21 protein-coding genes are annotated in these 24,888 nt (G+C 49.4%); all 21 read left to right on the forward strand.

The genetic code is table 11. The features are described 5' to 3' along the window. The first annotated feature begins 44 nt into the window (after positions 1-44). The 21 genes from pyrC to BFR57_RS05545 all read left to right on the forward strand — a co-directional run bounded on the left by pyrC (position 45) and on the right by BFR57_RS05545 (position 24,879). Positions 45-1,076: a dihydroorotase gene (gene pyrC / locus BFR57_RS05445; protein WP_071463014.1), complete on the forward strand. Its 1,032-nt coding sequence runs from the start codon at positions 45-47 to the stop codon at positions 1,074-1,076. A 115-nt stretch (positions 1,077-1,191) separates the two neighbouring features. Then, positions 1,192-2,814, forward strand: coding sequence for a methyl-accepting chemotaxis protein (locus tag BFR57_RS05450; RefSeq protein WP_071463015.1), 1,623 nt, complete (start codon positions 1,192-1,194; stop codon positions 2,812-2,814). 100 nt (positions 2,815-2,914) lie between these two features. Further along, positions 2,915-3,847: a hypothetical protein gene (locus BFR57_RS05455; protein ID WP_083405047.1), complete on the forward strand. Its 933-nt coding sequence runs from the start codon at positions 2,915-2,917 to the stop codon at positions 3,845-3,847. Further along, a complete protein-coding gene (locus BFR57_RS05460) occupies positions 3,844-4,437 on the forward strand; it encodes a PilN domain-containing protein (RefSeq protein WP_071463016.1) in 594 nt (197 codons plus the stop codon). The genes BFR57_RS05455 and BFR57_RS05460 overlap by 4 nt, the downstream gene beginning before the upstream one ends. After that, the gene (locus BFR57_RS05465) at positions 4,430-5,065 is read left to right on the forward strand and encodes a hypothetical protein (protein ID WP_071463017.1); all 636 of its coding nucleotides are present in this window, start codon (positions 4,430-4,432) and stop codon (positions 5,063-5,065) included. The genes BFR57_RS05460 and BFR57_RS05465 overlap by 8 nt, the downstream gene beginning before the upstream one ends. Beyond that, positions 5,055-5,408, forward strand: coding sequence for a hypothetical protein (locus BFR57_RS05470; protein ID WP_071463018.1), 354 nt, complete (start codon positions 5,055-5,057; stop codon positions 5,406-5,408). The genes BFR57_RS05465 and BFR57_RS05470 overlap by 11 nt, the downstream gene beginning before the upstream one ends. Next, entirely contained in the window at positions 5,405-7,084 is a 1,680-nt protein-coding gene (gene mshL, locus BFR57_RS05475; RefSeq protein WP_071463019.1) for a pilus (MSHA type) biogenesis protein MshL, read from the forward strand. Before BFR57_RS05470 ends, mshL begins: the two co-directional genes overlap by 4 nt. Positions 7,085-7,097: 13 nt before the next feature. Next, positions 7,098-8,027, forward strand: coding sequence for an AAA family ATPase (locus tag BFR57_RS05480; protein WP_071463020.1), 930 nt, complete (start codon positions 7,098-7,100; stop codon positions 8,025-8,027). Continuing rightward, complete coding sequence (locus BFR57_RS05485) at positions 8,024-9,136, forward strand: tetratricopeptide repeat protein (RefSeq protein ID WP_071463021.1); 1,113 nt, start codon at positions 8,024-8,026, stop codon at positions 9,134-9,136. The genes BFR57_RS05480 and BFR57_RS05485 overlap by 4 nt, the downstream gene beginning before the upstream one ends. Further along, on the forward strand, positions 9,117-10,880 hold the full coding sequence (locus BFR57_RS05490; protein WP_071463022.1) for a GspE/PulE family protein: 1,764 nt from the start codon (positions 9,117-9,119) through the stop codon (positions 10,878-10,880). The genes BFR57_RS05485 and BFR57_RS05490 overlap by 20 nt, the downstream gene beginning before the upstream one ends. A gap of 2 nt (positions 10,881-10,882) precedes the next feature. After that, entirely contained in the window at positions 10,883-12,133 is a 1,251-nt protein-coding gene (locus BFR57_RS05495; RefSeq protein WP_071463023.1) for a type II secretion system F family protein, read from the forward strand. Next, positions 12,133-12,591 (forward strand): hypothetical protein, encoded by a 459-nt coding sequence (locus BFR57_RS05500; RefSeq protein ID WP_071463024.1) that lies wholly within the window; start codon positions 12,133-12,135, stop codon positions 12,589-12,591. The genes BFR57_RS05495 and BFR57_RS05500 overlap by 1 nt, the downstream gene beginning before the upstream one ends. Before the next feature lie 53 nt (positions 12,592-12,644). Further along, entirely contained in the window at positions 12,645-13,262 is a 618-nt protein-coding gene (locus BFR57_RS05505) for a prepilin-type N-terminal cleavage/methylation domain-containing protein (RefSeq protein WP_071463025.1), read from the forward strand. 42 nt (positions 13,263-13,304) lie between these two features. Next, a complete protein-coding gene (locus tag BFR57_RS12950; RefSeq protein WP_071463026.1) occupies positions 13,305-13,802 on the forward strand; it encodes a type II secretion system protein in 498 nt (165 codons plus the stop codon). A 69-nt stretch (positions 13,803-13,871) separates the two neighbouring features. Beyond that, positions 13,872-14,375, forward strand: a complete 504-nt coding sequence (locus BFR57_RS05515) for a prepilin-type N-terminal cleavage/methylation domain-containing protein (protein WP_071463027.1) — start codon at positions 13,872-13,874, stop codon at positions 14,373-14,375. Next, a complete protein-coding gene (locus BFR57_RS05520) occupies positions 14,365-14,904 on the forward strand; it encodes a prepilin-type N-terminal cleavage/methylation domain-containing protein (RefSeq protein ID WP_071463028.1) in 540 nt (179 codons plus the stop codon). Before BFR57_RS05515 ends, BFR57_RS05520 begins: the two co-directional genes overlap by 11 nt. Next, positions 14,904-15,707: a prepilin-type N-terminal cleavage/methylation domain-containing protein gene (locus BFR57_RS05525; protein ID WP_071463029.1), complete on the forward strand. Its 804-nt coding sequence runs from the start codon at positions 14,904-14,906 to the stop codon at positions 15,705-15,707. The genes BFR57_RS05520 and BFR57_RS05525 overlap by 1 nt, the downstream gene beginning before the upstream one ends. Beyond that, positions 15,697-16,116: a hypothetical protein gene (locus tag BFR57_RS05530; RefSeq protein ID WP_083405049.1), complete on the forward strand. Its 420-nt coding sequence runs from the start codon at positions 15,697-15,699 to the stop codon at positions 16,114-16,116. Before BFR57_RS05525 ends, BFR57_RS05530 begins: the two co-directional genes overlap by 11 nt. Further along, positions 16,113-21,716 carry a DUF6701 domain-containing protein gene (locus BFR57_RS05535; protein ID WP_071463031.1) on the forward strand — a complete coding sequence of 1,868 codons (5,604 nt, stop codon included), beginning with the start codon at positions 16,113-16,115 and terminating at the stop codon, positions 21,714-21,716. The genes BFR57_RS05530 and BFR57_RS05535 overlap by 4 nt, the downstream gene beginning before the upstream one ends. Positions 21,717-21,910: 194 nt before the next feature. Further along, the gene (locus BFR57_RS05540) at positions 21,911-23,785 is read left to right on the forward strand and encodes a formylglycine-generating enzyme family protein (RefSeq protein WP_071463032.1); all 1,875 of its coding nucleotides are present in this window, start codon (positions 21,911-21,913) and stop codon (positions 23,783-23,785) included. 50 nt (positions 23,786-23,835) lie between these two features. Then, the gene (locus BFR57_RS05545) at positions 23,836-24,879 is read left to right on the forward strand and encodes a rod shape-determining protein (protein WP_006956882.1); all 1,044 of its coding nucleotides are present in this window, start codon (positions 23,836-23,838) and stop codon (positions 24,877-24,879) included. Positions 24,880-24,888: the final 9 nt, after the last annotated feature.

Raw genomic sequence — 24,888 nt, forward strand, 5'->3', positions numbered from 1 at the left:
GCAGTATACTAGTAGGTGTGTATTCGCTCCGATGAGGTAACTTGATGAACTCGATTACGATCCGCCGCCCCGACGACTGGCACTTGCACTTGCGCGATGAAGAAATGCTGGCCACTACCGTGCCGCATTCTGCTGAAGTGTTCCACCGTGCGGTGGTTATGCCCAACTTAGTCCCCCCGGTGACAACCGTGTCTGCCGCGTTAAGTTATCGTGAACGCATCATGGCTCATCTCGGCGCGGATCAGCGCTTTGATCCTCGTATGGCACTTTATCTAACAGGTGAAACGACGGTCGAGGAAGTAAAAAAAGCAGCCGCTGAGGAAACAGTCATTGGCTTTAAACTCTACCCTTCGGGCGCAACCACCAACTCAGCCTCTGGCGTAAAATCAGTCGAAGCTTTAGCGCCGGTATTAGAAGCAATGCAAACGCATGGTGTGCCACTGCTGGTTCACGGTGAAGTGACCGACGCTGATATCGATATTTTTGACCGCGAAAAAGTGTTCATTGAGCGTCATTTGATTCCAATTACTCAGCAGTTTCCCGCGCTGAAGTTGATTTTGGAGCACATCACCACCGGTGATGCGGTCGATTTTGTGACCTCGGCTCACGACAATGTCGCAGCAACGATAACGCCGCAGCACTTATTGATGAATCGCAACCATTTATTAGTGGGCGGTGTGCGCCCGCATAACTATTGCCTACCTATTTTAAAACGTCGTGAGCATCAAGAGCGTTTACAAAAAGCGGCGCTATCAGGTAGTGCTAAGTTCTTTTTGGGAACAGATTCAGCGCCGCACGTAAAGGCAAACAAAGAGACCGCATGCGGTTGTGCTGGTTGCTATTCGGCGCCCGCTGCAATTGAACTCTACGCAGAGTTTTTTAGTCAGCATGATGCACTTGATAAGCTGGAGAACTTTAGTTCGGTATTTGGTGCGCAATTCTACCAATTACCATTGAATGAAGAGCGCCTGACGCTAACGCAAGAGACCTGGCAAGTACCCGAGCAAGTGTCAACTGCAACAGGACCTATCGTGCCTTACTACGCGGGTCAAACGTTGCACTGGAAGCGTTCATAAAGAGCGTCTATTAAGTTCAGACCTGAGTGCTCTATGACAATGCTCAGGGCTGAAGTTATCTTTTGATTGACCGATACTAAAATGAGTATTCTTATTTTTGCTATCGGTCAAGCCCATGAAATTAACCCACAAGCTCTATTCAGCCTTTGCTGCCATCTTGCTAGTGCTCGTTGTACTCATTACAACCACACTTTTTAGTATTCGCTCACTCGTGAGTACCACTTCTCAAGCTGAACAAACCTTTACTGTTATTACAGTCGCGGAAGATTTAGTTAAGCAATTACTACTGATTCAAAGTAGTCAGCGCGGTTATGTAATCAGTGGTAACGATGAAGACAAGGTGCCGTATGATGAAGGTAAGGCACAACTGAGCCAGTCTTGGGAGCAGCTTAAACAGCTCAGCCAGGGTTCATCGGCACAACTAAAACGACTAGAAGAGTTTAATGGGCTTTATCAGCGCTGGCTCGAAGATGCGATGGAGCCGGTTATTTCGATACGGCTACAATACGGCCCCGGTGCGATGGGCTTGGATCAGGCAGCATACCTTGTAAAACAAGGCCGCGGCCGCGAAGACATGCAAGCGATGCGCGAGTTAATGGATAGCTTTATTACCTTTGAGCGTACGCAGTTAACCGAGCGCCATGCGGAGGCCGATCAGGCGAGCTTATTGGCGGAATGGACAACGTTACTGGGCGGTTTAGTGGTAGCACTTGTGGCTATTGGTTCGGCTTGGACATTTAAAAAGCAGTTACAAAATCGCTTGGCCGACGCGCAGCAAGCTATTGATGCGATTGCCGAGGGGCAACTAAATTATCGTATTCAAGCGGATGGCAACGATGAAATTGCGCAAGTGCTATCAACGTTAGTGGCAATGCAAGACAAGCTCAAAGCCATGTTGAATAATATCCGCAATGCCGTTAATGAGTTAAATGAGTCCAGTGGTGTCGTTGCGAGTACCGCTGAGCAGTTGTCCGCATCGTCCGATGAACAAACGCAAGCGTCGGACTCTGTGGCAACAGCAATTCAAGAGCTCAGCGCAAGTATCGAACAAGTCTCGCAAAACGCTGAGCAAGCGCGCACCATCGCGCATCGTGCGAGTGATGAAGCACGCGAGAGTAGCACGGTTATTGAGCAAATGACGCAGGCGATGGATCGCATTAATCAGGCGGTGACGCAAGCTTCGCAACGGCTAACGGAACTTGATTCACAGTCGGAGAAAATTAACGCCATCGTGTCAGTGATTAAAGGCATCGCCGATCAAACTAACTTGCTTGCCTTGAACGCAGCGATTGAAGCGGCTCGCGCGGGTGACCAAGGACGCGGATTCTCAGTTGTAGCTGATGAGGTCAGAAGCTTGGCACAACGTACAGCAGAATCAACTGATGAAATTGAACATATGGTCGGTGAGATCCAGCGAGGTACACAAACGAGCGTTCAACAGATGCAGAGTGGCGTGAGCGAGGTCGAGGAGGGCGTCGAGCTCGCTGATATGACCGGACAGGCAATGACGCGTATTCGCGGTAGTTTCGATGAGGTCATGCAGGTCGTTCAGGAAATTAGCGATGCGCTGAAAGAGCAAAATCGCGCCAGCGATGAAGTCGCAGAAACCGTCGAACGTTTTGCCGGCATGGCACAACAAAACCAAGAAGCCACACGCCATTCCAGTGGTACCGCGCATACGCTGCAAACATTGGCTGCACAGCTCGAGCAAACGGTTAAACGTTTTTCTTTGGATTAATCAAAATAGGGGCAAAAATTGTGGAAATATCGCCCATTTATGTTCCAATAAGCGTAAGAGGTTTGATACCATATACAAAAAATAAACAAAGGAATGCTCAGTGCGCTTTTTGTTCGGAAAAAAAACAGGCTCTAACTACCAGTTAGTGATAAGTATCAGCGCTGCTGAACTTCGTCTGTTGATCCTTAAAGAAAAGCCAAATAAGGCACCTGAGTTAATCGTCAATGATGTCGAGCGACTTAAGCAAAATAATATTGCACAAGCGCTCAGCAACCTTAACGAACGTTATAAAAAGTTGTCGTTAGATGACGCCAAAGTGACGTTCGTATTGCAACCTGCTCATTATCAATCGACCGCGATCGATCGGCCTGATGTGCCGGACGAAGATCTTGCCGCTAGTTTACGCTTTCAGCTCGATGATCTGACAGAAATGAGTCCTGATCAGATGATTACTGATTACTATGAACTTCCGTTACAAGCCAGTGGTCAGGATAAGGTCACCGCGGTGGTGGCTGCAAGGGACCTGTTAGTGAATATCGTTGATGCGGTTGTGGCACAATCATGGCAGCTCACCGATATTACCGTGAGTGAAGTGGTGTTAAAGAATTTATTTCAGCATCGAGAAAAACCCTGCATGGTGCTTTATGGGCTCAGTCAAAATCGCTATGTAGCGCAAATATATCGCGCCGGTGAGCTTGTATTTACCCGTGAGCTCCGCGGAGTGCGAGACCTCTCCAAATATAGCGTAGAAGAAATTAAATTAGGCGCGCTCGAACCGCTTGCGACTGAAATTCAACGCTCAATGGATTACTACGAAGGGCAGTTACGACAAGCAGGTTTGCGCGAAATTGTATTAGCTATCGCGGGTCCTCAGCGAGAGGCAATGGCGGAGTCATTGCATGAATTGTTGGCGGTTGACGTTGAACTGTTCGAATATCCGCACTGGATGAATGAGTTGTGTGAGGGGGATTTTTCTGACCTTGAGGCGTTGGCGGCAAGTATAACGCCAAGCGCACAGGGAGATGCCCAATGAAGCAGTCGATTAACTTATACACCGACGAACTCAAGCCTGTTGTTCTAAGACTTTCTTTAGTACGTAGCCTAATTGCAGCATTGGTTCTGATCCTCGTCATCGTGGTGGGTTGGGTTGTTCTACAGAACATAGCCGAGCAACGCAGTGCCGAGGTTGACCATATTAACCAGCAACTGCAGCAGTTGCAGCAGCAACAAACTCAATTACAGTCGCAGGTACAACAAAAGAATCCTGATCAGCAGTTAGTTCAACAATCCGAGAACTTGAGTCGACGGATTCAGCAACAAATGCAGCTCAACGAACGTTTGACTCATCTAGAGTCGCGTCAGCTAATTGCGCCTCAGCAGTTGATGACAGAGCTCCAAGCGATTGATATGGAAGGCCTTTGGTTGACCGAGTTCGGTATTTCACAGGGGCGCATTAATCTGCATGGTAAGGCCATTAAGGGCAACCTTATCCCAAGCTGGATGGCGCGTTTTGATGGCGAGCCGGTATTGAGTGATAGTCGCTTCTCGGTTGTCGACTTATCGCAAGACGAGCAGGACAACCAAACCTTCAGTTTGGCGAGTGAGCGAGGTTCGGATGAATAAGCGCTGGCAACAAATAAATGACTGGTTTCAGCAGCAACCTCGTGATCGTCGCATTCTGATTGCTACATTGTTGTGGGTACTTATCGCAGTTTACTTGGTCAGTGTATTGGTGATGCCAGAAATTAAAATCATGAATACCGCAAGTCAGCGTACTGCCCAACTGCAACAGCAAGTGACCCAAGCTGAAGCCTTGAACGAACAACTTCAGCGGCAATTGCAACAGGACGTAAACCAGCCGTTGCGCGAAGATATTACAAGTAAGCAAAAACGTTTGCAGCAACTCGTCGAACAAGCCAGTGGGCACAGCGTATTGGGTGCTGCGCAACGAAAGCAGTTTTTGCGTGAAGCGCTTAACTATCCGGATAGCATGCAGCTGATTTCGCTCAATACACCACAGCCTGAACGTATTACCGATGAAGACAGTGGAGCGCTGTATCAGCACCGGGTTGATGCCGTGCTTAGGGGCGACTTTGCTACCATCAAAAGCTATGCCGAGCAATTGCAAACCGCGTTTCCAGAGGTTGAATGGCTACGATTCAATTATCAGGTTGATGCCTATCCGCAAGCGCAACTAACGATTGCGTGGCGCATTATTAGTATGGATAAGGAGTTTATCGGTGCTAACTAGTCCTTATCGTGTTGGATATTTGCTTGCAAGCGTCCTGCTGCTTACTTCTATGCAAACGTTGGCGCAAGACCCTACGCGGCCTTATGGCTGGCAATCCGGTCGCAGTGCCAGTGTTAATCAAGATATGAATTTAGTATTAACGCAAGTCGTGGTGTCGAGTGACTCCCAACGCGCGTTAATTAACAATCAATGGCTCAAGCCTGGGGATACTATCGCAGGTTATCAGGTTGACGGTATCGGTTCTAACCAGGTTGTGCTGCGTAGTAATCAAGAGCAACGCGTGCTTAAGTTATTTCAGCCATTGAATATAAAGAATAATGAATCTCAGGGAGATCAAGAATGAGAGTGCTTTGGATAGCAGCGATAGCAGCGTTGCTGACGAGTTGCGCCTATCAGCCCGATAAAAAACCACAAGAGGCTTATCAGGCGATGCAGCAAGATACCCCTGTGCAAGGTAGTAATAAGAAACCCACCACACTACCGACTGATGTCGCTGCGTTTTTAAACCAGTCTGCAGAGAGTAACGCATCTGGTGCGAGTGAGCTCGTCGGTGAAGAGCCGCGCTTTGTGTTGCAGGCGGATGGCGTTGCGGCAAAGCAGTTTTTTTACAGCCTCACCGTGGATACTCCCTATAACATCGTTGTGCATCCTGATGTAACGGGTGATATTTCACTTGATTTAAAGGACGTGACTATTGATGAAACACTCGATGTTGTGAGTGATATCTATGGTTATGAAGTTCGTCGCGAAGGCCGAATGATCCAAGTGTATCCAGCAGGTGTGCGCACGCAAACATTTGCACTCGACTATCTTTCGTTGAAACGTTTTGGCTTGTCGCAAACGCAAATTACCAGCGGTGGTGTGAGCCAAGAACGTAACAACAACAGTGGTTATGGCAACAACAACCGTAGTAATAGTAGCCTTTCCAATAACAGTGGCTTAGGTGGCCTGAATGGCAGCGGCCAAAACCAGAATTTTGGTGGTATGAATGCTGGCGGCGCCAATGGCGCTTCAGTGAACACGCAGTCTGAGACAGACTTGTGGGGTAGCCTAGAAGAAATGATAGAAGGCATCGTAGGCGGTAACGGTAGTGTGGTGCTCTCACCGCAAGCGGGATTAGTCAGTGTGACCGCGCAACCGTCGAAGTTACGTGCGGTCGATCAGTTTCTAGAAAACTTGCAGTCACGTTTGCAACGTCAGGTTATTCTTGAGGCACGCATTGTTGAGGTGACGTTGGGCGACCAGTATCAACAGGGTATCCGTTGGAACGAACTCAACATGAGTGGTCGTTTTGACTTTGGCTTTAATGGCTCTGTTCCGAATGATATTGCCGCTGCCACAGCCGACGGCGTGTTTGGTCTGACATTTAATTCTGATCGTTTTACCGGTTTCTTAGAGTTGTTGCAGACTCAAGGCAGTGTGCAAGTGCTATCAAACCCACGCGTCACGGCATCGAACAATCAAAAAGCGGTAATTAAAATTGGTGAAGATGAGTACTACGTCACTGATGTTACCTCGCAAACTAATACCACCGTCACACAGGATGCGCTAACGAGTTCAAATGTTGATTTGACGCCGTTTTTCTCGGGTATCTCACTTGATGTAACGCCTCAAATTAGTGACGACGGTGAGGTGACTTTGCATGTTCACCCATCAGTGGTCGAAACCAGCGAGCAGGAAAAAGTCATCACTATTGGTGATGAAACGTTAAGGTTGCCGTTGGCGCGTAGCAATATTCGCGAATCGGACACCATCGTCCGTGCGCGTAGCGGAGAAATCGTGGTGCTCGGTGGGCTGATGCAAAACTCGACGTCCGAGAATGTCGAGAAAGTGCCATTATTGGGTGATTTGCCGCTGGTGGGTAACCTTTTCAAAAATAAAAGCAATGATTCATCTAAGAAAGAGTTGGTTATTTTAATTAAGCCAACCGTTATCGGTGCTGACACCTGGCAAAAGGAGCTGGAGCGTTCGCGTGAGCTGCTGGAAACCTGGTTTCCAGATATCGCTCAAGACCAGTAAACGTTGAATCGCTATGTACTTGTATCATTACGGGCTGAATCAACTGCCGTTTACCATAACACCGAATACACAGTTTTACTGTGAGCTGAAAAGTCACGATCAAGCGGCTAAAGTGGTGTTAACGGCCTTGAATACGGGTGAAGGTTTTATCAAAGTTACTGGCGAGGTCGGTACGGGTAAAACACTGCTATGTCGGCGCTTGCTAGAAGAAATACCTGATTATTTCTACACCGCGTATGTGCCCGATTCTTATCTCAGCCCCGATCAATTGAGGCGTGCGGTGGCACAAGAGTTGGGCGTTGATACCGCCGAGGTAGGGAGTGAACACCAACTCGCTCGCGCATTGCAGGAGAGACTGCTAGAAATTAGTCAGTCTGGGCGTGAGGTCGTGTTGATTGTGGATGAAGCGCAGGCGCTGCCGGAGGATAGTCTAGAGGCGTTGCGGCTACTATCGAACTTAGAGACTGAATCGCGTAAATTGCTACATATTATTCTGGTCGGGCAACCCGAGCTTGATGAACGTTTGGCACAACATAACTTTCGTCAGTTAAGGCAACGCATCACCTTTTCACATCGGCTGACAGCCATGAATGCACGTGAAACCGCGCAGTATATCGGCCACCGGATGCGTATCGCAGGATACAAAGGCGAGCCGATTTTTTCAGCCGGTTTGGTTTCCGCGTTGTATGAGAGTAGTCGCGGTATTCCGCGGTTGGTGAATGTGCTGGCACATAAAATGCTGTTATTGGCTTACGGTGAAGGACGGAAAAGGTTGTCACATAAGGATTTAAAATTGGCAACTAAGGATACCGCAGATACGCGCTATCGCTCGCCGGTCGTGCGCCTGATGATATGGACATTGCTATTAGTGCTGGTGGGCGCTTCAGCATTACTTGGCTTAACGTTTGAACACCCCGCTTGGCCGTGGAATTCTGTCGCATGAGTATATTGAATAAAGTGTTAAAAGATTTGGATAAGCGTGGACAAAAGCCGGGCGAGGCCGAACTCAGTGGTGGCTCGGCGGTTGCGGGGCCATCCTCACGCTTGCCTTGGGCGCTTGCCATTGCAGCGCTAATACTGCTGGTGATCGCCCTTGTCGCCGGCTACGTTAGCTGGACCTACTGGGCCGGCGATAGCCGCTCACTTGATGCAAAAAGCGATGAGCAATCACAGCCTCGGTTAGTACAGCAGGCGCCGAACTCACAAAAAAGTGATTTCGTCCGTCCAGCAACAACGCCGGAGCCGCAACCAACGCCCTCAACTGCCAATGCGCAAAAGGTAGATAGCGTAAAGCCTGAACCTCAGCCGGTGCCCGTTGAAGCGGAGTCGATAGGGGAAGCGGATACAGCAGTACAGGCAGTGTCAGAATCGAAACCTCAAATAGTTTCTAAACCCGAAGCTGACTCAGAGTCCGAACCAACACCAGAACCGGCATTGGTGAAAAAATCGGTTGAATTGTCCCCTCAACAGCTCATCGAGCGTGAAATTACCGCAGCACATGAGACAGCGGACAAAGGACTACTGAGCGAATCTGCAAAGCATTGGCAGCGCGTATTAAGCATTGAGCCCAATCACATTGAAGCACGTCGCCAACTGGCAGCACTCCAATTTGGCCGTAATCGTTGGCAGGACGCGCTGCAGGTACTAACCACCGGACTCGAACTGAACCCCAAAGCGCATGAACTACGGTTACTTGCCGCTAAAATGCTGCAAAAACGTGAACAACCTCAGTTGGCGCTGACATTGTTACACCAAGCGCAGCCGCAGGTGAGTGACTACTTAGAATATTATCGGTTAAAAGCGCAACTCGCCCAGCAATTGAATCAGTGGGTCGTAATGGCTCAGAGCTACAAAGCTCTCACTGAAGCACAACCGACACAGGGTCGTTGGTGGCTAGGTCAAGCCATTGCGCAACAGCAGTTAGGCGAAACTGAAAATGCCGTAAGTGCGTTTAAGCGTGCACGGAAATTAATTCAACATGCGCCCACACTCGACTTTATCGAGCAACAACTCAACTTATTGGTAGAGCAGGATGAAGCGACCTCGTCTTAAAATGCGACTGGGTGACTTGCTGGTACATGAGCAGGTCATCAGTGAAGAGCAACTTGAAAGTGCGCTGCAAGAGCAGCAAATAAGCGGGCGTAAGCTCGGCGCTACGCTGATTGATCTCGAGTACATAACCGAAGAACAGTTGCTCGACTTCTTAGCCCAGCAATTAAAGCTTGAGCGTGTCAGCGTCGCCGACAAAAAAATTAACCCGAAAGACGTGCAATTACTGCCAGAAGTTCAAGCGCGCCGCTACCGTGCTTTAGTGATTGAGGCCGATAGCGATACGGCGCTGGTGGGGATGAGCGACCCGGCAGATTTGGCTGCGGTTGATGCGGTAACTCAGCATCTCGCGCCACGCGAAATTACTCTGGCGGTCGTTTCTGAAGGAGAGTTGCTGTCAGCGTTTGATAGTTTATACCGACGCACCAAAGAAATTGAGACCTTCGCGAGTCAGTTGCAGACAGAATATGAAGAAACCGAAGACTTCACGCTCGGTGCGGATAGCTTAGATGACGACGATGATGATGCAACGGTCGCTAAGCTTTTAAAGTCGATTTTCGAAGACGCCGTACAAGTACGCGCCTCGGATATTCATATCGAACCCGATCAAAATATGTTGCGCATTCGCCAACGGGTAGATGGCGTGTTGCAAGAAAATATTCTTGATGAGACCAATATCGCCAATGCGCTGGTTTTACGCCTGAAACTGATGGCAGGACTGGATATTTCCGAGCGCCGCTTACCTCAGGACGGACGCTTCAACATCAAGGTGAAAAAACACAGTATTGATGTGCGTGTATCCACCATGCCGGTGCAGTACGGCGAAGCCTGTGTCATGCGTTTACTTGATCAGTCCAGCGGTATTTTATCGTTGGATCAAGTCGGTATGCCGCCGGATATCCTCAAGCGCGTGCGTCACTTAATTCATCGCCCGCACGGTATGTTACTGGTAACGGGTCCAACCGGTTCGGGTAAAACAACTACGCTCTATGGCGCGTTGAGTGAACTCAATACCGAAGAAAAGAAAGTCATTACCGTAGAAGACCCTGTGGAATACCGTTTACCGCGAATCTCACAGGTGCAAGTGAGCAACAAAATTGGACTCGACTTTGCCCGCGTGTTGCGCACCACGTTGCGTCAGGATCCGGACATTATCATGGTGGGTGAGATGCGTGACCACGAAACGGTCGAAATCGGCCTACGCGGTGCGATCACGGGTCACATGGTGCTATCAACGTTACACACTAACGACGCGATTACCAGCGCCATGCGTTTGATTGATATGGGCGCGCCTTCTTACCTCGTTGCGGCGGCATTACGCGGCGTTATTGCGCAGCGGTTGGTACGGCGTGTCTGTGAGCGCTGTGCCCACGATGACACACCGGACGAAGCGCAACGCGCGATACTTGAACACTTGGAGAAAGGTAGTTGCGACCAGCCTTTTAAAAAGGGTGTAGGTTGTCAAAATTGTAACCACACTGGATACCGAGGCCGTATCGGTGTGTTTGAACTACTTGAAATGAACAGCGCCATGATGGAGGCATTACGGCAAGAGGATACTCAACGCTTTGCTGAGGCGGCTAAGAACGCTAAAGGCTATCGCTCAATGGCCAACGTTGCACTCGACTTTGCTAAACAAGGTGTAACCAGCATTGATGAAGTGTTGTTCCTCGCCGAGAGCGTCGAAGAAAACGTCGCTGCGACCAATATTAGTGAGCTGGCGCAAAGTGATGAGAGTGATGACTAACCATGCAGTTTAGCTACAAAGCGCGTGACAAATCCGGCGGCATGCAGCAGGGAACGGTTGAGGCAAACGATGCCAAAGCAGCCGCTCAGGCGCTGATGCAGCGAGGTTTGATCCCGGTCGATGTAGCGGCAAGTAAGGGTAAAGTCAGTAACACAAAAATCAATAAATCAAGCGGCACGCTGTGGCAACAACTGAAGGCGATGACAGAGCCAAGTGTTGAGCTTGACCAATTGATTATCTTTTGTCGCCAAATGTACTCATTAACGAATGCGGGTATTCCCATTTTGCGCGCCATTGAGGGACTCGCCGATACCACGCAGAACAAACGTTTAGAACGCGCGCTACGCGATGTCCATGGGCAGCTTGAACGAGGTCGAACCTTGTCGGCAGGAATGTCACAGCACCCAAAAGTATTCTCGCGCCTGATAGTCGCGATTGTCCACGTAGGTGAAAACACGGGTCAATTAGAAGAGTCGTTCGAGCAGTTGGCACTGTATCTAGAAAAAGAGCAAGATACCCGAAAACGCATTAAAGCGGCGACGCGATATCCGACCTTTGTGATGATTGCTTTGGTGGTGGCGCTCTTCGTGCTAAACATTTTTGTGATACCGACTTTTGCCAATATGTTCAGCCGCTTTAAGGTCGAGCTTCCTTGGGCAACTCGAGCGCTGCTGGGCACCTCGGAATTTTTCGTTGCCTATTGGCCACTCATGTTGGTTGCCATGGTCGGTGCTTTTTTTGGTATTCGAGCTTATGTAAACAGCGACAGTGGGCGCCTGTTATGGGATAGGTGGAAACTGCGCATGCCGATCATCGGGTCGATTTTAGAGCGCTCAATTTTATCGCGTTTCGCGCGCAGTTTTTCCGTTATGTTATCGGCAGGGGTGCCCTTGACGCAGGCGTTATCCTTGGTAGCCGAAGCCGTCGATAATGCTTACATGGAAAGTAAGATTTTAGATATTCGCCGCACCATTGAGCGGGGTGAGAATCTCTCGCGTGCCGCACGTCAATCAAAGCTGTTTACACCCCTGGTATTACAAATGATCGTGGTCGGCGAAGAGACGGGTCGCAGTGATACGTTGTTAAAGGAAGTTGCCGATTACTATGAGCGTGAGACTGACTACGATCTGAAAACACTGACCGCGCGTATTGAGCCTGTCATGATCGGCTTCGTCGCAATTTTAGTGCTTATTTTAGCATTGGGTATTTTCACCCCAATGTGGGACATGATGAATGCCTATCAGGGACGGTAATGAAAAACCAAGCGCAAAGCGAACAGAGTTTTCGGAGTTTATTGCAAAATGTTGTTGTCGTCATCAGCGTGCTCGTGCTTTCGGGGGTAGCGTTATGGATCTGGTTTGCACCCGGGGACGATAGCGGTTGGCAAGAAACCAAGCGCGATATGGAGTTACGACGCTTTAATGATTCGTTGTTACTGGCACGCGCAGAGTGGATGCGCGAAGGTAAACCTAAACAGGTCTCACTTAACATAAGTGGTAGTGAGCAAAGCATCCAAATGAACAGCAAAGGTTGGCCGGCGGTTGAACAAGGATGCGTTGAACTTTGGCAACGCCTCGCTGATGCGCCAAGCCAATTAACGGGCTCGGTTGAGGGTCAAACGTGCTCATTTAGAATTGAACAAAAGCTATGGCAGGAATACAACGCTGAAACAGGTCAAATCCGGGCAAAAAACGCTAAATTCGACCTATGAATTGTAAAAATGTCGTTATACAATATCACGAGAAATGATAAAGGACGCTGACTATGGATAAACGGCAACAAGGTTTCACAATCATTGAGTTGATCATCGTGGTGGTGATTCTAGGCTTGTTAGCAGCCTCTGCTTTACCTCGCTTTACCGATGTCACCGCAGATGCAGAGGACTCAGCTATTGAAGGTGTTGCCGGTGGCTTTGCCAGCGCGGTGGGCATTGTGCGCGGTGAGTGGGAACTGCGCGGACGACCTAAAGGTGGCACGGACGGGGCAGGCGCTGAGTTGCAGATGGATGGCGTGCCGGTCTATGTGGATGGCGATACAGGCTATCCCGTCAGTGGCAACAACGACACGGCGACCGACGTCACGCTCAGTAATGAAGATTGCCGCACTGTAATGACGGCTATTTTGCAAGGTTCACCCACGGTGATGGCGGAAGGTGATGGCGGTGCGATTGATGAGTACCGTTATTATACTTACGCAACGGACGATCCAAACGCCTCTGCGGCGCAAGGGCAAGGTACCAATCAAGTGTGTGTTTACTATCTAGTGAACACCATTAAAGGAATTAGTCCTTTACCCTCGGGTAATGACTATCAGACAACCGGTAACTCGTTTGTCTACAACCCAAGGAACGGTGGTGTAAACGTGTTTAGTAACAATAACTAACGCAGCACCAGAACTTATTTTATTTCAATGGAGAATGTAATCATGCGCAACCAAAAAGGTTTCACGCTCATCGAGCTTATTATTGTTATTGTTGTTCTCGGTATTCTTGCCGTGACAGCAGCGCCTCAGTTCTTTAACTTCTCGGGTGACGCTCGTGAGTCTGCTGTTAAAGGTTTGAAAGGTAATATCCAAGGCGCTTACCAAACTGTTTATGCGAAAGCAGCGGTTGAGGGTGACTTTTCTACAAAAGTTGGTGATGTAACTATTGCTAACGGCTATCCCACCGCTGATGCTAGTGGGATTGTCGAAGCTGCTAACTTGGGTACAAATGGTGATGATTGGGTATTTGCTTCAGGCGATGGTTCTGGAACGGCGGCAGCGGACACGTTCTATATTGCGCCTGCTGGATTTGGCTCTTTGAGTGATACATCAACTGCAGATGAAATTTTTGATGCATCTTGCTACGTATCTTATGTGGCTGCTGATAGTACAGATACACCACCAAAAGTCTCAATCGACGTTGACGGCTGTGACAACTAATCCAACCATTTTTTAATGGTCGAATCTCGGCTCGCCGTCTCGGCGGGCCGAATATCTAAGGTCTCTCCTATGAAAGGCTTCACCCTAGTAGAACTGATTATTGTTTTAGTAGTGGTGGCTATTCTCGCGGTTGGCGCAGCGCCTTTGTTTATTGGCTCCGGTGGCACCGAAAGTTTAGTTTTGCGCGAACGCGCCCTATCTATTTTACGCAATGTACAACTCAATGCGATGCAAAATACGCAAGCAGACTGCTACGTTGCGGTACTTCAAAACAACGCACTCGGTTTAGCGACCACTCCCTCATGTGGTGCAGGCAGCTCAACCCTAGCAGCGTCAGAAGACAGTGCCAACCAAATGGCCGACTTTGGAGGCAAGAACTTGACGGTTACCGACAGTAACGGTGACTCGGTGAGTTTGCCGATAGACATTGAGTTTGGTCCACTTGGACGACCGAATGATGCCTCAGGGCTGATTTGTAGCGGTAGCCAAGCCTGCCGTCTAACCTTTACAGAAGCGAACGGCGCAAACCAGTCGGTGTGTATCAACCGCGAAGGTTACATTTATGGCTGTTAGCAAGCATCAACGCGGCTTCACGCTCATCGAAATTATTGCCGGCATAATCGTTGTGGGTATTATCACTTTGGTTGTAACGGCAGGCATGGGTCCGCTGTTTAGGCAAAGTGTAGACCCGTGGCAACAAGTGCGCGCCGCCGAGCTGGGCCAGAGTCTGATTAACGAAATCCTCTCCCGCCGATTTGATGAAAATGGCTCCAGCGCCATTGGCGAAGCCCGCTGCGGAGAGCCGGGAGTAAGCTGTACGACACTACCTGCCAACTGTCCAACCGATCCGAGTGCGATGACCTTTAGGGAAGAAGCCGATCGTACCGAGTTCGATGACGTAGACGACTATCATTGCCTCGAGCTCAGCGGTCCTGAGGTTGCCGACACCTTGGCGCAGAGCTTAACGGATGACTATCGCGGATTCGCGTTGCAGGTCAGAGTCAGTTACCAACAACCCGACACGCTCAAACGTATCGTCGTCAGTGTGAGCACGCCGCAGCAACAAATCATTGAATTTGCTGCGCTGAGGGGGAACTGGTGATGCGTAATCGCGGCTTTACCCTAGTGGAACTGGTTATCGTCATTGTATTGTTAGCGATTGTGGCGATATTTTCCTTTCAGTTTGTTGGCTTTGGCTCACGAATGTACGCCAGTGGTGCTGAGCGAGTGCGGATCCTTGACCAGAGTCGCTTTGTAATTGAACGCTTAACACGCGAGGTACGTAACTCTGTGCCCAATAGTGCACGTGTCGCCGCTAGTGGCCAGTGTTTAGAGTTTGTGCCGATCCGTGCGGCAGGCACCTATTACAATGCGCCATTTCGTAACAGCGATCCAGAGCAACTGACCTTTGTCTCACTATCAGAAGTATGGGAGACGATAACTGAAACGGATCGTTTGTTTATCTTCGCTACGCTCAGCTCACACATTTATGATGCTGATGCCGGTCGTTCGGCGACCCTGGCGACGACGACCGCCAACGATGATAGCACGTACCAACAACTGCTCGATTTAGACGCTGGCTCAGTGTTTAGTCAACGCTCGCCTCGGCAACGTTTGTTTATCGGGCAACCGCCAGTGAGCTATTGTGTAGAGAGCAATCAAATAGTGCGCTATAGCAATTATGGTTGGCAGGTGAGTCAACCTATACCGGGTAGCTTTCCGAGCGCCGAGCGCAGTGTAATGGCAGAGCAAGTCGCCAATATCGCACTGGGGGAGCCCGCTTTTCAAGTCGACCAAGCCACGCTGCTACAAAATAATATTGTGCATCTGTTCATTCAATTTACTAGTATAGATGATGAACGTTTATTCTTCAGTCAAGAGGTTCATATTCCCAATGCCCCTTAGCTATCATTCACAACGAGGCAGTGCGCTGGTTGTCGCGATTTTTGTGATTGTGGTGACAGGATTGCTGGTCGCGACCTTATCACGGTTAGTGACCACCAGTAGTGACAGTGTCGTCGTTGAAGTCTATGGTACGCGCGCCTACACCGCTGCACAAAGTGGCTTGCAGCAGGGAATGTACGAATTATTTCCACTTAACCAACCGATGGCCAATTGCGCTGCCGTAACCGGAACTCCGGTGGACTTAAGCGGCATTCCATCCTTAGCAAACTGCTCAGTCACCCTGAGCTGCCAAGCGTTTGATTACACCGCAGACGATACCCACTACCGCATTGAAGCATTGGGTCAATGTGAGGCAGGGGGTCAAACCACCGAGCGTCTGCTCGCGATGGAAGCGAGGACGATTGAATGAGAGGTTGGCTAGTATGGTTAACCTTACTGCTCACTGCTGCGCTGATGTCAGTATCGGCGCTCGCAAAGCAATATCAGCTGCCCGATGATGTAAGCAAAAATAATAACGTCTTTAACCAGTGCCGTGTCCAGAATGAGAGCAGCGTGACGGTCATACGTTGTCCAAGCAATGTATTTAACCAGGTATACAGTCGTGACCGCGTAGTATTCGAAACCTCCCCCATACGTTTAGAACTAACAGGTGATGTCTCGGTCAATACCGAAGTTAATGCTCGCTCATCCGTTGAGCTACTCGTGGTTGTCTCGGGGCGACTAACCCTAAACAGCAACGCTGAATTAGTGGGCAATGTTGAGACCACCGGCGGTGTCACGCTAAACAGTGACTTACAGGGCAGCATCCAAACTAATGGCGATGTGTCCGTAAATAGCAATGGCAGCGTGAGTGGGCGTGTAGCAAGTGGTGGTAGCGTGACCAACAATAGCCGCATTGGCGGGGAAGTCGTCGCTGCTGGCGCTGTGACCAACAACAGCAATGCGCGTATCAACGGGCCTGTAACAGCGGGCGGCTCATTGACCAATAACGGATTGATTAACGGTAGCACTGATGTCGAAGGGGCGCTGGTTAATAATTCTAATGCCGAAATCAACGGTAATGTGAATGTCGATGGGGCGCTAAGTAATAATGGCCGTATCAATGGGCAATACATCAATGCGCCTTGCACCGACTCACCCAATCCGCGAGCCTGTGGCAACGGGCAGTTTAATGTCGATCGGCAATGCAATATCAATGATAACGAAGGCCCATGCGTGCCGAGTTCTAATAATAACCATACGCCTGTGGGTGACTGGCATTTTGATGAAGACCGTTGGCGTGGCAGTGCCGGCGAGGTAGTGAACAGTGTTGGAAATAATTACGCAGGCTTCGCTCAACAAGATGCGTATACCAGTGCATTTAACCCTGCGCGTCCGGGCAGTGAAGGTACCTGTCGTTACGGTCGATTTAATGGTAATAACTACGTCGAAATTCCCAATGTTACGCCATTGGCCAATCAAAACAGTGTGAGTTTATCGATGTGGTTTAATGGCTCAGCCAACGCACAAAACGCCCAAGATAACTATCAAACGCTCATTGTGTATGGTGAGGGACCGACGGAAGGCGGTGCTGGACGGTTTGAGGTCTATCGCCGCACGCGTGACGGACGCTTGTACTTTGAAGTGCGGTCGATATTTGGTCAAATCTACAATGTCAGTGTTGACGGCAATCAGGTATTTGACGGCAACTGGCACCACTTAGCAGCGACGTTTGATAATAGTAACCGACGTTTATCGTTATATATTGATAATAGTTTGGTAGCTACGCAAAGCTTACCTGCATCGATTACACTGAATTATATCGGCGCTAGCCCAGAGCTTTATATTGGCGGTCAGCAATTTCAAGGCTTTGGTTTTAACGGCTCGCTCGATGAAGTCACTGTCGCAAGCGGCGTGTATTCCAGTCAACGTGTCAGCGAACTGTATACCCGTACGCGCCCCTGTACCAGTAGCGGTGCATTACCCCAATGTAGTGCCGTGTGGGCTGACGGTTTTGATTATCGCGGTAACGACGAAGTTGATACCATTACCTTACCCGACCAAGACTATGGCACCAACCTACCTCAGCAGCTCGACCCCATTGATTATTTACGCGTTGGCAACTTTAACGATATCGGACAGAACTACCAGACCAATGGACCGACTTCGCGGGTTTACATTGATGGCGACTTAACCATTCAAGCTGGACGTCGCATTAATGTCGGTGGCGACCCAAACGCCTTTATGCTTATCGTGAACGGCGATTTGACCATTGCTCAGGACGTTCAGATTAATGGCTACATCTATGTGGCTGGAGACTTTACCTATTATGAATCGAGTCGCGAGAGCGAGCGGGTTCGAGTCAATGGTGCCATTAGCGTGGCAGGTAGTTCGTATTATTACAACGACCGCTACGATATCGAGGTGAATTATCAAGCGCCAGCGGTACCACTCGCGGGTGGGCAATTCTGTGCAGCGCAACCGGCCGAATTGCCAGACGCCGTGCTGCGCTGGCAGATGAATAGTAATGATTGGCAAGGTAACGCTGGCGAGGTTATTGATAGCTCTATCAACAACTTGAATGGCGTGGCACGCAACGGAGCGCAACGTTATAGCGCAGACTCAGGCTCAGCATTGGTGACTAACGATAATGGCTTCGGCACCTGTGGTTATGGCTACTTTGACAATATTCAACAACAATACCTTGAAGTCGCCGACGCGCCCATGCTCGATCTGAGTAATGCCTTTACGATCGGTTTATGGGTAAAGCCGCAGCGCTACCCGCCGTCTGGGTTGATGACATTAGTGTCAAAAGATGAGAACTATGAGTTTCACCTGCGCAGTGATGGAACCATTAATTGGTGGTGGAATACGCCGACAGGAGAAATACAAGAGTTTAATAGTCAATCGGCGGTACCGTTAAACCAATGGAGCTATGTTGCGATACGGTATCAAAATGGCGCGCAAACGATTTTTATCAATGGTGAAGTCGCAGGCACAGCTAATTTTACCGGTGGTGTCGCAAATAATAACGATCCATTGCAGGTAGGTGCCGATCAAGGCACCGCAGGACGTTATTTCAGTGGTTTTCTCGATGAGTTGAGTGTGTTTGACCAAGCACTCTCTGAACGACAGATCCGCGACCTGCAACAACAGCGCACACTGTGTGGCGGACAAGAGCAAGTTTGTGTGGTGCCTGAACTTAATAGTAGTTCGTTTGCTCAAGATTGGACCGCAACGACGTTTAATAACAGCACGTCGCCGAGTATTGTCAACGGCCGAATCAGACTGACCAGCAATCAAAATAATCAATCCACAGCGCTATCATTAAATCAATCAGTGCCTGCACGCGGACATTTAACCGAAGTGGTGTTCCGCATGTATGCCTACGCAGGTAGCGGTGCTGACGGGATTGCATTGGTATTTTCAGATAGCAATCAAGTGGCACAGCCGGGCAACTATGGCGGTTCACTGGGCTACGCAAACGGCAATAACAATGATGGCTTCAACGGTGGTTGGCTCGGTGTCGGTTTTGACGAATATGGTAACTTTTCGCGTGCGACCGAAGGCCGAGTGGGGGGCTTAGGTGATGGCTCGCTCGCGCTTTCGCAAACCCGTGATCGCGTAGTGTTGAGAGGCGCGGAGACCGGTAACGTCAATACCCAGTATCAATTCATCGGGGCGTCGGAGCAGCTGGTTCCCGGCATTGATGAAAGTAATAGCTTTATACCCGCTCCGGGTCATTTGTATCGCGTGCGCATCGACAACCGCGACCAACAAAATGTGGCCGTCTCTGTCGAGCGCGATCTTACCGGTACCGGCAATGCTTATACTACGATTTACGATAATAGCGATATTTCGGCTATCCAACCCCAACTGCCACAGCGCTTTACGATCAGTTTTACCGGCAGTACCGGTGGTTCGACGAACATCCACGAGTTTAACTATTTTAGTGTGTGCTCGTTGCCTGGCAGCGGTGTCGATGAACAAGTCGATCACTATCGACTCGCTTTTTCGAGTCCGACTGTGCTTTGTAATGGCGCACAGGTTCAGCTAAGCGCGTGTCAGGACAGCGAATGCAGTTCACTTTACAACGAACCGGCTACTGTCACACTCAGCGACATTAATGGTACTTGGAGTAACGCGACACCCACCTTTACAGGAAGTACTGTGTTGGGTTTACAGCCCAATAGCGCAGGTAGCTATCGTTTGGGTATCACCGATAACTCAGCGTCACCCGTCGCCGCTAACCCGGTGCAGTGTTTTGTCAACGGTGAAGCGAGCGATGACTGTACACTGCAAGTCAATGACGCGGGCTTTGTGTTTGTCGATGATAACGCAAGCGCTATTAACAGTATTGCGCGTCAAACCTCCGGCACAACGACCTCGGGCATAAAATTGCGTGCGGTGCAGACTAATGACCAGACACTTGCGTGTGAGGCAGTGCTTGAGTCCATCAACACCATCGAGATGCGTGCACAGTGCATTGATCCACAAGTATGCCAGGATGTATCAACCTATTCCCAAGCGCAGTTCAACATTAACGATACGGCAGTGCCGACTCGAGACGACTGGGGCTTGGTGCCTGTTGACTTTGTCGATGGCGAAGCCGCCGTTGAATTGAATTATGGTGATGCAGGTGCAACCAGTGTTTCAGCACGCGCACAGTTAGACAATGGCGTGGTATTACAGGGCACTTCGGATCCCTTTGTTTGGACGCCGGCAAGCATTGAGGCCAGTCATACACAGTTGGATAGCAATAGCTATACAGGCGATATTATCGCCAAAGCCGGTGAGCCTTTTAAAATGGAACTGCAAGCACGCAACAGTAACGGTGATATTACCCCTAATTTTGGTAATGAGATCCAAGCTGCTGGCTTGGTGCTCGATAGCAACGCGACAGCATCAGGACTTGTCACCAATAAGAATGGTGAGCTTTCTGACTACACAGCCTTTACCATGAGCGCACCAGCCACCTTCAGCAATGATACATTGACCTATTCAGAAGTAGGCTTTGCCACCGTGACCGCAGAGATCGCAGGACAATCATACTTGGCGCAGTATCATCAGCCTAATTCGGGCAATGTTGTGCAAGCTCATGACGTGGGTCGATTTATTCCTGCGGCTTTTGAGCTAAATACAGGCAACGGCTTTACTAATGTGTGCAGTAGCACGGAGCCGTTTCTTTATATTGGTGATGTGCAGCAGTTAGACCCAGCGTTGCGGCTTGAGGCGGTAAACACGCTGGGTGAGGTGACAGAGAACTATCAAGACGCTTACGCAAAAGCGGTATTCGAAGTGGGCGCGTTTGATAAAGCTACTGACCCGGAGGATACGATTCAACTTGATCGATTGAATAAGACCGAACTGGTCATTGATTGGGACACGGGAGTTGGCACGTTGGTTGACCCGTCCATTATCTATCAACGACAAAGCGAAGAAGGACCCTACGAAGAGTACACGCTCGGTTTGCGGGTGAATGACGGAGAAGACGACAATTACTACTCGTTACTTGCTGAAACAACGGATTTGATATCGCCGAATAGCGGTCCGAACTATGCCAGTTACGATACGGCGCGCCTGCTGTTTGCACGGTTCAACCTTACCAATAGCATTGCACCTCAAAACGAAGATTTATTAATTGATGGTGGCATCGAGTATTGGGACGGGTTTGGCTACCAGTTGCACACGAGTAATAGTTGCTATGATGTAGTGGGTGCTGATATCAATGCGACCGAGATTATTGAAGGCGGCGATAGCTTAGCCGATCTTGAATTAGCGGCGTCGCCTTCACAGCAACGATTGTTTGAAGGGCGGCTCGCGCGTGACGAAACGGGTATAAACGAGCGTTTGCGTTGGTTAGCGCGGCCAAACCCGTTACAATTTACTTTCGAACTGAACGTTCCCTCATTTTTAAAATATGATTGGGACGGTGATAATAGTTATGACGATAACCCCACAGCCCTTGGTGTATTTGGTATCTATCGAGGCAGTGATCGGCAAATTTACTGGCAAGAGGTTGGCTGGTAAGTAATTACTCACATATTTGTGGCGGTTTCTCAGTGATTCTTCCTTGCGCTTTTGTTGACAAGCAAATAGCATAAGGCAGAGTTGTTATACATGCGCGACGTTAACGACGTTTACCAATAAATATTCGAATAAAGAGCGCTGGTAAGGCTGCAAGGCCTCTACCGCTTTATTATTTTCAAGCTTGGAATGGGAACATGATGCGACTGGCTCAATTGGCCTTAGTGATGGCCTCGACTTTGACAATCGCTTCGCCGGCATACGCTCTGCAAGAGCAACAACAATCAATGACGGTGGAGCAGATCTCTGATCAAATCACGAGTTTGCAAAATGAGTACGATAACTACACGCAAACTGTGCAACGTCTTAAAGACGAAGCTGATCAGCTGGAGCAAAAGCTGGCTTCTTTGCGAGAACGCAATCAGACGTTAGAAAAGCAACGTCAGGCAGCGCTGCAGGAAATGAACAACCGCTATCAGCAGTTGGTGGATGATCCAACGATTGACATCGCGGGTGCGCAACAGGCGTACAAAGAAGCGGTGATGGCGCATCAACAAAACAAAAAAGATATTGGCACGCAGATTCAACTGGTTGAAGAAAAGCAGCAGGAAGTTGAGGAAGCGCGTGTAAGCCGTCATGCTCTGTTAAACGAAATCGAATCGCTTAAAGACCAGCGCAATGTTGCGCGTGTCGAGCGCCTCGAACGTGAGTTTAATCAAACCGGCGAACTGGAAGTCAGTCAGTCAATTGTGTGTGACCGTGAAGAAACGCTGAGCCAGTGTGAAACGCGCGGTAAGTTGTTGGCGAAACAGAAAGCATCAAAGCAGTACCTTGATCAAATCGTAAGTAATTTGAGTGAAGCTGAGCAAGCACGCAGCAACTTGGAACAAGTCAGCCCTAACGTGCAGATCCTTGGTTCAAAAACCGTGAGCAATGGATTTAGTGGGCAAGGTAATTACGGCGTAAAAATCGCAGTCGAGCTACGTGGCCAATTACCACGCACGCAAGCATGTCGCTTACTCGAGGTGGATGCACGCTATTGTGTCGTCGAAAACGCTGACCAGCGTAGTACTTCACAAACCAGCGCGAGTGCGGGTAATGACGCGGTGATGCACCCACTGACGTTACGTTCCAACGTATACGATGATGAGGTATTGATTGACGGTGTGAGCTACGGCTCGACGCCGATAGAAATTATGTTGCCGCGTGGTGAACATCGTGTCGAGGTGCGTAAATATGGGTACAGTTCATACAGTGATGTGATTCGTCTAAATGACGCCCAATCGATTCGCGCTGAGTTGGAAAAATCGGATTACTCGTTTACCCGTGGCGAGAAAGTGCAAGATATCCTATTTCGTGATGTCCGCGGACCTGAGCTTGTTGTTGTCCCTGCGGGCAATTACAAAATGGGTGACTTAACCGGTAATGGTTTGCCGAACGAGCGTCCAGTGCAGACGGTCAGTATTGAAGCACCGTTTGGTATTAGTGATACCGAGGTGACGGTGGGAAAGTTTCGTGACTTCGTCAATGACACCGCGTATGTGACTCAGGCCGAGAAAAATGGTAACTGCGCGCATTTAGTGAACGGTATGCCAAAAATGGATGGCACGTTAAACTGGCGTAATCCGGGGTTCCAGCAAACTGAGAACTCGCCTGTGGTCTGTATTAGTTATGAAGATGTAAAGGCGTACACAGACTGGTTGTCAGACAAAAGCGGTTTCGATTACGATATCCCTTCTGAGCAGCAGTGGGAATATGCTTCACGTGCTGGAACAGAATCAGATTTTTGGTGGGGCAATGATGTAGGCGTGAAAAACGCAAATTGCCGTCACTGTGGCTCTGAGTGGTCAAACGAACGCTCAGCGCCCGTCGCTCAATTTGAGCGCAACCCGTGGGGTCTGTTTGATACCGTGGGCAACGTATGGGAATGGGCGCGTGCCGAAGACGGCCAAGTAGTGCGTGGCGGTGCTTGGAACTTTGCACCGAGTCTAGCGCGCGTTTCAACACGTATGGAACTTCCGGCTGATTTTAGCTCTAACTATATTGGGTTTCGGGTAGTACGAGCGCAGTAGCTTGCGCTTGATTGCAGTTTTTAGCACTTTTTTTAGGGATTTACCGCTTCATGTTTAAGAAAATTCGCGGCTTGTTTTCAAATGACTTATCCATTGACTTGGGTACCGCCAATACGTTGATTTATGTAAAGGACGAGGGCATCGTGCTCAATGAGCCATCTGTCGTGGCTATTCGACAGGAACGCTCAGGTGGACCTAAAGCAATTGCAGCCGTGGGTGCAGCAGCGAAGCAGATGTTGGGTCGTACCCCTGGCAACATCAAGGCGATTCGCCCAATGAAAGACGGTGTTATTGCCGACTTTTACGTGTGCGAAAAAATGCTTCAGTTCTTTATCAAGCAAGTGCATGACAGCCACTACTTTAAGCCAAGCCCGCGCGTATTGGTGTGTGTGCCTTGTGGTTCGACCCAAGTTGAGCGCCGTGCAATTCGCGAATCAGCCTTAGGTGCTGGCGCACGCGAAGTTCACCTTATCGATGAGCCGATGGCTGCGGCGATTGGTGCAGGTTTGCCAGTATCAGAAGCGACTGGCTCAATGGTTGTTGATATTGGTGGCGGTACGACAGAAGTCGCGATTATTTCATTAAATGGTGTGGTGTACTCATCGTCGGTTCGTATCGGTGGTGACAAATTTGATGAAGCTATTATTAATTATGTGCGTCGCAACTTTGGTGCGCTGATTGGTGATGCGACAGCAGAGCGCATTAAGCACGAGATTGGTTCTGCGTTCCCAGGTGAAGAATTAAAAGAAATCGAAGTGCGCGGACGAAACCTTGCTGAGGGTGTGCCACGTTCGTTCACCTTGAATAGCAACGAAATTTTGGAAGCGCTACAAGAGCCGTTAATGGGTATTGTGAGTGCAGTCATGGTTGCACTTGAGCAGTCTCCGCCTGAACTAGCGTCAGATATCTCTGAGCGAGGAATGGTTTTAACGGGCGGTGGGGCTTTATTAAAAGATCTCGACCGTTTGTTGATGGAAGAAACCGGCATTCCAGTTGTGATTGCCGATGATCCACTCACATGCGTGGCACGCGGAGGCGGTAAAGCGCTAGAAATGATCGCCATGCATGGTGGTGACTTATTTAGTTACGAGTAAGTCGACTTG

This window comes from Idiomarina sp. MD25a (assembly GCF_001870515.1).
Lineage (GTDB): Bacteria > Pseudomonadota > Gammaproteobacteria > Enterobacterales > Alteromonadaceae > Idiomarina.

Bases quoted from the DNA above. Each gene is read 5' to 3' on its own strand.
- pyrC (WP_071463014.1), top strand. From the start codon at position 45: ATGAACTCGATTACGATCCGCCGCCCCGACGACTGGCACTTGCACTTG.
- BFR57_RS05450 (WP_071463015.1), top strand. From the start codon at position 1,192: ATGAAATTAACCCACAAGCTCTATTCAGCCTTTGCTGCCATCTTGCTA.
- BFR57_RS05460 (WP_071463016.1), top strand. From the start codon at position 3,844: ATGAAGCAGTCGATTAACTTATACACCGACGAACTCAAGCCTGTTGTT.
- BFR57_RS05465 (WP_071463017.1), top strand. From the start codon at position 4,430: ATGAATAAGCGCTGGCAACAAATAAATGACTGGTTTCAGCAGCAACCT.
- mshL (WP_071463019.1), top strand. From the start codon at position 5,405: ATGAGAGTGCTTTGGATAGCAGCGATAGCAGCGTTGCTGACGAGTTGC.
- BFR57_RS05480 (WP_071463020.1), top strand. From the start codon at position 7,098: ATGTACTTGTATCATTACGGGCTGAATCAACTGCCGTTTACCATAACA.
- BFR57_RS05485 (WP_071463021.1), top strand. From the start codon at position 8,024: ATGAGTATATTGAATAAAGTGTTAAAAGATTTGGATAAGCGTGGACAA.
- BFR57_RS05490 (WP_071463022.1), top strand. From the start codon at position 9,117: ATGAAGCGACCTCGTCTTAAAATGCGACTGGGTGACTTGCTGGTACAT.
- BFR57_RS05495 (WP_071463023.1), top strand. From the start codon at position 10,883: ATGCAGTTTAGCTACAAAGCGCGTGACAAATCCGGCGGCATGCAGCAG.
- BFR57_RS05500 (WP_071463024.1), top strand. From the start codon at position 12,133: ATGAAAAACCAAGCGCAAAGCGAACAGAGTTTTCGGAGTTTATTGCAA.
- BFR57_RS05505 (WP_071463025.1), top strand. From the start codon at position 12,645: ATGGATAAACGGCAACAAGGTTTCACAATCATTGAGTTGATCATCGTG.
- BFR57_RS12950 (WP_071463026.1), top strand. From the start codon at position 13,305: ATGCGCAACCAAAAAGGTTTCACGCTCATCGAGCTTATTATTGTTATT.
- BFR57_RS05515 (WP_071463027.1), top strand. From the start codon at position 13,872: ATGAAAGGCTTCACCCTAGTAGAACTGATTATTGTTTTAGTAGTGGTG.
- BFR57_RS05520 (WP_071463028.1), top strand. From the start codon at position 14,365: ATGGCTGTTAGCAAGCATCAACGCGGCTTCACGCTCATCGAAATTATT.
- BFR57_RS05525 (WP_071463029.1), top strand. From the start codon at position 14,904: ATGCGTAATCGCGGCTTTACCCTAGTGGAACTGGTTATCGTCATTGTA.
- BFR57_RS05530 (WP_083405049.1), top strand. From the start codon at position 15,697: ATGCCCCTTAGCTATCATTCACAACGAGGCAGTGCGCTGGTTGTCGCG.
- BFR57_RS05535 (WP_071463031.1), top strand. From the start codon at position 16,113: ATGAGAGGTTGGCTAGTATGGTTAACCTTACTGCTCACTGCTGCGCTG.
- BFR57_RS05540 (WP_071463032.1), top strand. From the start codon at position 21,911: ATGATGCGACTGGCTCAATTGGCCTTAGTGATGGCCTCGACTTTGACA.
- BFR57_RS05545 (WP_006956882.1), top strand. From the start codon at position 23,836: ATGTTTAAGAAAATTCGCGGCTTGTTTTCAAATGACTTATCCATTGAC.